The sequence below is a fragment of the Delftia sp. ZNC0008 genome (assembly GCF_000799035.1).
Taxonomy (GTDB): domain Bacteria; phylum Pseudomonadota; class Gammaproteobacteria; order Burkholderiales; family Burkholderiaceae_C; genus Comamonas; species Comamonas tsuruhatensis.
Genome location: NZ_JTKZ01000972.1, coordinates 1 through 581, shown reverse-complemented (window position 1 = coordinate 581; position 581 = coordinate 1). Strand labels below are relative to the sequence as shown.

At 72.3% G+C, this 581-nt stretch carries 1 protein-coding gene; it reads right to left on the bottom strand.

Annotated elements, in window-relative coordinates:
- On the bottom strand, positions 1–528 hold a 528-nt coding region (locus L995_RS31190), incomplete at its 3' end, for a flagellar hook-length control protein FliK (protein ID WP_231574579.1).
- Positions 529–581: the final 53 nt, after the last annotated feature.

Below are 581 nucleotides of genomic sequence, written 5' to 3'. Positions count from 1 at the left end.
CACGCGGCCCTGGCGCGCCTGGGCATCCGCGCCCTGGCGCCCCCCCGCTTCGCCATTGCCGGACTGGCCACCCGCGTCCACGCTGACGCCGGCCAGTTGCAGGCCCTGGGCCTGCAGCAGCTCGCGCAGCTGGTCGGCACCGTTGCCCAGCCATTCCCGCGCCTGAGATTCGCTGGCGCCAAAGCGCACATGGGCCTCGTTGCCCTGCAGGCTGACCTGCACCTGGATGGCCTTGCCCTCATGCTCGACAGACAGCGAGGCGTTCTGGCTCTTGTTGTGCACCCAGAAGGCCACCTGCTCGGACACCTGCTGCTCGCGCTCGGTGGAATTGCCCGGCTGTGCCTGGGCGTCGGGCTGGGCCAAGGCTGCGCCATTGTGTCCGGCGGCCTGCTGTCCCAGGGACTGGCCGGCGTGGGCCGCGCCCACGGCGGCTGCAACCCCATGCAATCCGTTGGCAGCAGACTCTGCGGAGCCGGTGCCACCTTCGCGGGCCCGCTCGAACAGGCCGCGCCATTCCGCGGGCCGCACCGCCGCCATGCCGTTGAGCGCAATGCCCGACGCCAGGGCCGCGTCCTACGCGG